Origin of the sequence: Citrobacter sp. S55_ASV_140, from assembly GCF_018919505.1 — a bacterium.
Classification (GTDB): domain Bacteria; phylum Pseudomonadota; class Gammaproteobacteria; order Enterobacterales; family Enterobacteriaceae; genus Citrobacter; species Citrobacter werkmanii.
This window is the reverse complement of record NZ_JAHLQZ010000174.1, coordinates 1-8504: the sequence shown is the minus strand read 5'-3', so window position 1 is coordinate 8504 and position 8504 is coordinate 1. Positions and strand designations below refer to the sequence as shown.

Annotated in this window: 6 protein-coding genes; 3 read left to right on the top strand and 3 right to left on the bottom strand. The window is 51.0% G+C overall.

What is annotated here, in order from left to right; translation table 11 throughout:
• Positions 1-107 precede the first annotated feature (107 nt).
• From KQJ18_RS19090 to KQJ18_RS19080, 3 genes are all read left to right on the top strand, one after another.
• Positions 108-1496 (top strand): diguanylate cyclase, encoded by a 1389-nt coding sequence (locus KQJ18_RS19090; RefSeq protein WP_160955606.1) that lies wholly within the window; start codon positions 108-110, stop codon positions 1494-1496.
• A gap of 220 nt (positions 1497-1716) precedes the next feature.
• On the top strand, positions 1717-2811 hold the full coding sequence (locus tag KQJ18_RS19085; protein ID WP_200015106.1) for a 4Fe-4S binding protein: 1095 nt from the start codon (positions 1717-1719) through the stop codon (positions 2809-2811).
• A gap of 171 nt (positions 2812-2982) precedes the next feature.
• On the top strand, positions 2983-3492 hold the full coding sequence (locus tag KQJ18_RS19080; protein ID WP_085047680.1) for a hypothetical protein: 510 nt from the start codon (positions 2983-2985) through the stop codon (positions 3490-3492).
• A gap of 96 nt (positions 3493-3588) precedes the next feature.
• Here the strand turns inward: KQJ18_RS19080 and foxA are convergent, their stop codons facing one another.
• The 3 genes from foxA to KQJ18_RS19065 all read right to left on the bottom strand — a co-directional run.
• On the bottom strand, positions 3589-5697 hold the full coding sequence (gene foxA / locus KQJ18_RS19075) for a ferrioxamine B receptor FoxA (protein WP_216422505.1): 2109 nt from the start codon (positions 5695-5697) through the stop codon (positions 3589-3591).
• Positions 5698-5818: 121 nt separating this feature from the next.
• Positions 5819-6802 (bottom strand): AraC family transcriptional regulator, encoded by a 984-nt coding sequence (locus KQJ18_RS19070; RefSeq protein ID WP_204578976.1) that lies wholly within the window; start codon positions 6800-6802, stop codon positions 5819-5821.
• Between the two features lie 173 nt (positions 6803-6975).
• The coding region (locus KQJ18_RS19065; protein WP_216422504.1) for a methyl-accepting chemotaxis protein at positions 6976-8504 on the bottom strand (1529 nt) is incomplete at its 5' end.

Sequence of the window (8504 nt, the reverse complement as noted above, 5' to 3'; positions counted from 1 at the left end):
GATTTATGAAGGTGTCAGCCATCGTTAAGCGAGTTTAACTTGACCATTGTGACGTAATTGTCCGTAATACCGCCTGAATTTTAAATCGCATTTTGAGTGGCAGTGAGATGGAACAGGTTGCTCCGGTAAACGACACATTACTCCTTACAGAATGGCAGGCGTTGTTACGTCAAACATCCCCTGAAGTTCATACGATCCTGACATCATTAAGCGACGAAGAGATCCGCCATTTAGTGAGCGTTTTTTATGACTATATGCTCTCCCATGCGGAGAGCGCATTGTTCCTCAATACAGAACAGGTCAGCACCCGCCTCAGCGGCAGTATGTTTGACTGGCTACGCAGTGTACTTGGTAGCGCGAACGAAGACCTCTCACAACTGCTGGCAAAACAGCGCAAAATTGGGGTGGTGCATGCCCGCATCGGGTTGCCTATCGATCTGGTTAATCGCGGCGCGCGCAAGCTGAAAGATGAATTGTATCGGGTCCTGAAAAAGAAAGCGGAATACTCGCCCGCCCTGCTGAGCGATGCCATCTGTTTCAGCAGTCTGGTAATGGATACCGCCCTGGAGGCCATGACCGTCTCCTATTCCCCCAGCTATCAAAACTCACTACATACCCAGGAACAGTATCGCCTGCAGACCATTTACGATGACGTTAACGTCGAACGCGAGCGGCAAATACGTTCATTTACCGACTGGGAAAATCAGTTTATCTATAACATCGCCACCGGAATGCCTTTCGGGGAGCTGGTCCTTTTGGCGAATTCTGATTTTGGTATGTGGTTCGCGCATAAGGGAAAATACATTCTGGGCAACAGCAATCTGCTGAAAGAAATGGAGTCGCTGATTGCGGAAATCGACAACCGCCTGACAACCACGCTGTCGCATCAGCATCAGGCGACAGAGCCTGAACGGATGAGCTTGTTGCAGGATGTACGCCAGCTCTCGGCAAAAATCCATTTCCTGCTCGCCTCAATGTTCGACGCGCTGGTCAAGCAGGAAAATGGTAAAGACTCATTGACTCAATTGCTTAACCGACGCTTTATCCCGACCATTATGCGCCGTGAGATCTCGCTGGCGTTACATACCCGGAAGCCCTTTACCCTGGCGATGCTGGATATCGACTACTTTAAGCAAATTAACGACAACTACGGGCATAACACCGGTGATATGACGCTCAAAAACGTCGCGGCGGTTATTTATGATCATATTCGCAGTAGCGATTACGTGTTCCGCTACGGTGGTGAAGAATTTATGATACTGCTTGTCGAGTCAGATCAGTCTCAGGCCAGTATTATCCTCGAAACGCTGCGTATGAAAATTGCCGAGATGCGCATGGCGGCCTCAGCGACAGAAGTATTTTCTGTCACCGTCAGTATTGGCATCGCCGAATATGACTACCATCCTGACTACAAGCAGTTGGTTGATAAAGCCGATCGGGCACTGTACCTGGCGAAAAGTAATGGCCGCGACCGCGTAGAGATATTTCAGGAATAACCTATTTTCCCACGGATAAATAAATACCCCGTTAAGGGTATTTATCTGACCTGCGATAAGTATCGGGCTGTTATTTTTATTCAGGCCTATTGGCGCTATAAAAATAACAGCCGCTTAATAAGATGCAAATCAAATACACCAAATCTGAATAGCGCTAGCATATCCCGATGATGACGCCTTCTGAATGTGGGAGGGGAAATATGAGGGATAGTGTAACACCATGAACGGGAAAAAGAGCACGCGCTGGCAGCGCCGCCCAGGCACAACCGGAGGCAAATTGCCGTGGAATGACTGGCGTAACGCCAGTACCTGGCGAAAAGCCACCCAGTTTCTCCTGCTGGCCAGCAATATCTATATTGGCGTGACGTTTTATTATTGGGTCCGCTATTTTGAAACTGCCGGTACCAGCGTCTATATTCCAAGACCCGGCGGTATTGAGGGGTGGCTGCCGATCGCGGGTTTGATGAATATCCGCTACACGCTGGAGACCGGTTTTCTCCCGCCCATCCATGCCGCCTCCATGCTGCTGTTAGTTGCGTTTATCCTGATTAGCTTGTTGTTAAAAAAAGCCTTCTGTTCGTGGCTATGCCCGGTTGGCACGCTTTCCGAACTGCTTGGTACTCTGGGAAAAAAAGTATTGGGTCGCAATTTCACGCTGCCGCGCTGGCTGGATATTCCACTGCTCAGTCTGAAGTATCTGCTGTTGGGATTCTTTCTGTATATCGCTCTGTCGATGCCCGCCCAGGGAATCCAGTACTTTCTAATGTCGGCCTATGGCATGATCATTGACGTGAAGATGCTCGATTTCTTTCGTCATATCGGCTCCGCCACGCTTATTTTCCTGATAATTATCAGCGTCCTGAGCGTGTTTATTCGCAATGCCTGGTGCCGTTATCTGTGCCCTTATGGCGCACTGCTTGGCCTGTTTTCACTGCTCTCGCCGTTTAAAATCCGGCGTAATGCAGACAGTTGCATTGACTGCGGGAAATGTGCGAAAAACTGCCCGTCTACTATCCCGGTCGATCGACTGATTCAGGTGCGTACCGTGGAATGTACCGGTTGTATGACCTGCGTTGAATCCTGCCCGGTGGCCTCTACGCTGAGCTTTTCACTGCACACCCCTGCGGGGGAACAAGGAAACGGCAAATCGTTATGGCGGCAAACGGCATTGTCAGGCGTTGTCATGACTATCCTGGTGCTGGGTATCCTTTTTGCCACCATTGGCTATGCGGTTTATGCCAATGTCTGGGATACGCCGGTGCCCGATCACATGTATTTCCAGCTGATCCCGAAGGCTAAAATGATCGGCCATTAATTTTTAATAACCCTGCCAATTCTGGCAGGGTTTCCCGGCTGTTCCGCCATTTTAAGACTATTGAACTTGTGCCTTCGCGCACCGGTTTATACAACCTTAACTATCTCCTGTGATCATTCATTTTCTATTAAGTTATGGGCGACTACATCCAATAATAAACGGGACAGCATTATGACTAAAATAAAACTGGCACTGCTATTACCTCTGTTTCTGGCGGGTTGTACGATGAGCGACGGGGAATTAAGAAATGCTTACGCTCAGCATTATCAGCAACCCGCCGCCTATGTCGAGACTTATAAACAGAAGATAGCCAGTATGGATATTAATACCCTGGCCCAATATGCCGCCGCAGAAGATAAGAAAAAAATGCGTGGGCAGCCGAGACTGAAAATCGACGAATTCATTACCATTGAGAACGTGCAGGCGAAAGGGAATCGGGTAGTCTACGATTACTCGCTGTCAGAGAGCTGGCTGGCGCTGTCTGCGGACAAACAGCGCGAGAAGCAGATCAATATGAATAAAGATCTGATCTACCGTACCTGCTCACTGGAAACGGTACGTCTGGCGCAGGCGAAAGGGCTGGAAGAAGAGCATAACTATTACAGCCAGTACCCAGACAAAATCGCCTTTACTCTGAGAACCAGCGCGCAGATTTGTATGCAAAACGGTTTTACGCAATAGCCGCAACCCACTAGGCCTGATGCGCTGCGCTTATCAGGCCTACAATTTACACACTACAGTAGGCCGGATAAGGTGCCAGCGCCGCCATCCAAAGCATCAGAATTTCCAGGATACGCTGCCGACAATGCTGCGCTCAGCGCCGAAGTAGCAGTATGAGAGCGAGTTACAGGCCGCAACGTAGCGTTTATCGGTCAGGTTGTTGACGTTCAACTGGGCGCTCAGTCCTTTAATACCGATATTCGTTAAATCGTAGCCAATCGCCATATCCACCAACGTATAAGATGGCAGGGTGTGCGTATTCAGACGATCGCTGGTGATCCCGTTGACATAACGCACGCCCGAGCCGAGCGTCAGACCATCCAGCGGGCCGCTTTTCACATCGTAGCTCAGCCAGGTGCTGGCCTGGTTCCGTGGTGCATACACGGCACGCTTGCCCTGCTCCTCCGGACTGCTTTTCTTGTAGCGGATGTCGGTGTAGGTATATGCCGCCTGCAGGCGGAAGCTTTCCGTCAGTTGACTAATCGCCTCCAGCTCCACCCCTTCAGATTCAATTTCCCCAATCGAGCGATACGGATCGGTCGGCTCTTCTTTGGTGGCGATATTGGTTTGATTAATGCGGAACACCGACGCGCTGAACTGACTGTTAAGCCCTTCCGGCTCATATTTCAGCCCCGCTTCCCACTGCTTGCCTTTCATCGGCTCCAGCAGATTGCCGTTCTCATCGGCAAAGCTGGTTGGCGTAAAGGCGGTGGAATAACTCACGTAAGGCGCAAAGCCGTTATCGAACAAATAGAGCAATGCGGCGCGAGTACTAAAGTTGTTTTTATCCAGATCGCTGCGGGTATCGTTGATCTTATCAATATTAGACACGCTGACCTGATCGTAGCGACCGCCGAGCGTAATACGCCAGCGATCCCATGACATCTGATCCTGCAAATAGTAGCCCGTCTGGCGCAGCTTGTGCTTCTCACGCGCATACATGTCGATATAATCCGGCTTCGCGCCATACACCGGGTTAAAAGCGTCGATCGGCGGGAATGCGCCGTAGTAGCCGGTGGTATTGTTGCTGCGATCCTGATAATCAATGCCCACCAGCAGGCGATGGTTGACCTGCCAGGTATCAAAGCTGCCGTCGAGCTGATTATCCAGCGTAATCGCCGACATTTTTTCATCAGAGCCGGAATAGCCGCGATTAAGCTCGGTTTCGTTCAACCAGCCCGCCGCATACACCTGGTTCAGTTCAACGTCGGTATGCAGATAGCGCAGCTTTTGCCGCACCGACCAGCCGCTATCAAACATGTGCTCAATATTGTAGCCCACCATGTTTTCACGGCGATCGTATTTGTCGTAATCATCCTCACCTTCGTAAAAGGTGTTAGAGATCTTTTGCCCGTAATGCGGAACCACGGTGCCGTCATAAGGCAGACCGGAGTGGCTACCGCCTTCCGGGTCGCGATGCAGATAGGCCATCAGATCCAGACGCGTCTGGTCGGTGATGCGCCAGGTCAGACTGGGCATCAGCGCGTAACGCTCTTCTTTCAATGGGCCAAACTGTGAGTCCGCGTAACGCGTCATCCCGCTCAGGCGCGCCGCCACACGATCGTTATCATCCAGCGCTCCGGTGACGTCAAACGCCGCGCCGCGCTGGTTATTGTTGCCGGCAAACAGCTTCACTTCCCCACCCGCGTCAAACGACGGTTTACGCGACGTCAGCGCCACAATACCGCCCGGAGAGGAACGGCCATACAACACGGAAGCCGGGCCGCGCACCACTTCGATATCTTCAAGGAACCACGGATCGACCACCAGCGAGCTGTGTGAGTTGGTGTCGCCCATCATCTTTAGACCATCGAGATAGACGTTGTCCAGGCTGCCATCGGAGAAGCCGCGCAGCACAATGTAGTCAAAACGATTGGAGGCGCCAATCTGATTGCTGTATACCCCCGGCGTATAGCTAACGGCCTGACGCACGCTGGTTGCGCCCTGCTCTTCAAACTGTTCGCGGGTAATGATGGATACCGATTGCGGGGTTTCAATATCCGGCGTGGCAAGCTTCGTGGCCCCGCTCTGCATTTGCGAGGTGACAACGACCGTATCGTTTTTTGTTGTTTCCTGCGCCAGCAGAGGAAAAGCCACGCTGCCGGTCACCCATCCTACCAACAGCGCCAACCGAGTCTTCGCGAACATGAGTATCTCCAAAGGCATTTCTAATTGTAAGTGAGAATTATTACCTTTTTGCTGACGGAGATAGCTATGCCGGATGCCAGATTACCTATGCGCAGTGCCAAATTGTCTGCCAGCAACGTGCGCAAAACGCAAAAATGGATTAGCAAAGCTTGAGCATATCGCCTGGCGAAAAACCGTAACGACGACGAAAGGCAGTAGAGAAGTTGGTGGCGTGCTGATATCCCGACATCCAGGCTGCCTGCTGTACGCTGTATCCTTCCAGTAAATAACCGCGCGCGCGTTCCAGGCGGCAATCGCGCAGGTAATCAAAGACCGAACAGCCATAGGCTGCGCGAAACTTGCTACGCAGACTACTGGGGCTCATTGCCGCGCGTTGCGCCAGTTCATTGAGCGTGTGATCATTCTCGGGATTCTGTTCCAACAGGCGACGAACGACTTCCAGCCGCTGCTGTTCACCGCTGGCGGCGAGGCGTTTGCCGCTCTCGACCTGGCATACGCTGAGGCCATGGCCGAACAGTTGCAATATCAGCCCTTCCAGCATCAACTGGCGAGAAACATTGCTCAGCGCGCTCTGCTGCGCATACTCCAGGCCGCTGAGTAAAAATCCCGGCACCTGCCAGATAAGCGTCGGCGTCTGGCATCTTTCCCACTCACGCATCAACGATTCGAGTAGCCCCGTGCGCCACGCGCCGTCGGGATACAGACCGAGCGATAAGGTTCGCAGTTTGCAGTCGGCATGATGGCGGGCGCGCATCGTCTGATGCTCGCTCAGGCGTGAGCTAAACGCCATGCCGGAACGCACCACGTGTTCCTGGCCGTTAAGCGAGAGGATCACGCAGCCTTCCAGTACCACCAGCATATACAAGGGACTGCTGTGGCGGGAGGTGGTTTCATAGGGTTGCAACACCTGTACATCAGAGTGCGTCACGCACATCCCGCAGGGGAGCGTCATCTCTTCGATTTCACCTTGCAGCACAGGGCTAGCGGACGGCAAATCCGGCTTGTGCGCCAGCAGGGGAAAGCAATAGTCGATCCCATAACGCTCACCAAAATCCATAAACTCGCTGACGGAAAAAGTACGCGCTACGCGTCTGGACGCATTCAGAGTGGTGGTGTTGTTCATGCTGTCTTCTGCACAGAAAATGGGATTAACAGTTTTTGGTCAGGAGCAACATTACCATTCCCTGCGCGACACAACAATAATAATGAGAATTATTATCAATATGATTGAGGCACTGTCTCCCGACGACCAGCCATCTCATCAGACTGAATTTACAGCTGATGAGATGGCATGTTCTACTGCTTGTCCTGCGTACCCTGCTGCGGCTTTTCATCAACCTGAAACACAGCCACGGCCTGGGATAGCATTGCCGACTGCTCTTCCACACTGCCTGTCGTGGCGGCGATTTCCTCAACCAGAGACGCATTTTGCTGAGTGACTTGCTCCATTTGCGTGACAGCAACGCGGATCTGCTCGATGCCGCTACTCTGTTCCCCCGATGCGCCGGATATATCTTCCATGAGTATATTGATATTGCGTATTGCCTTAGCAATGTCCGCCATCATGGCCCCACTGCTTTCAGCTATCTCCACCCCTTCCTTGACGCTGATTGCCGCCTTGGCCACCAGTTCGCTAATTTCTTTCGCTGAGGAGGCGCTACGTTGGGCAAGGGTTCTGACTTCACTCGCCACAACGGCAAATCCACGCCCGGATTCGCCAGCGCGTGCCGCTTCTACCGCGGCGTTTAAGGCGAGAATATTAGTCTGGAAAGCAATACTATCAATGACATGAGATATTTCATTCACGCTTTGCGCGTTGCGGCTGATCAGGTGAATTTTCTCAACCATGTCGCTCATTAAGCGCTCGCCACGCAATGCCATTTCCGTGCTTTCACTCGTCATGGCAGACGCCTGATGTGATTTATCGGTGTTATTTTTGGTTGTTACGGAAATCTGTTCCATACTGGCCGCCGTTTCAACCACGGCCGCAGCCTGTTGCTCCGTTCGGGTTGATAAGTCTGAATTACCCGAAGCAATTTCCTGCATGCCGATATTAATAGACTCAACGCCATCGCGAATCGTACTGACGGTCTCCCGCAGACCGTTTTGCATATGTTGTAAATTTAAACACAGTAAGCCAATTTCATTGTTACCCGGCACCTTAACGGGATGACTCAGATCGCCTTTACCAATCCGTGAAAAATGCTCAGACACGATATTTAATGGCCGAATGATTGTTCGGTTTATCCAGATATTGCAGAGAATAAAGATAAGAACCGTAACGGCCAGCAGCAAGGATATTTTAAGTATTGAGGCATTAAACTGAACATGTGTCTGCTCAACGATATTTTTACCGACCAACATGGTTGATTTGTAGTAGCTCTCAATCTCCTTATCAAAATTTTTTCGCAAAGCCAGCACCTCAGTGTTGGCATTTGTTTGTGTACCAACAATACTACCGTCAGAAATAGCCTCATTTAATTTATCAACATACTTTTGCTCAGCATTCATTTGTTGCTCAAAAGCAGTTCTGACGATTTTACCAATCTGGGGATCATCCGCCGTCAGTCCTGGTATATCCCAAAAAATAGCGAACTGCTTTCTGGCATAAGCTATCTCATCCTGCACCTGTCGCAATGTCTGTTGGGTAGCAGACATATCTTGCAGTTGGATATTATCAAGAACGCTTCTTACTTTATAAACAGCCCCAACGACGTTATGCAGCGAATCCTGTTCCTTTACTATATTATGCAGTAGAAGGGTACTTTTTTGATTTCCTTTGAGATCGACCAACTCAAACCCATTAGAAAGGAACTGCATAAAGG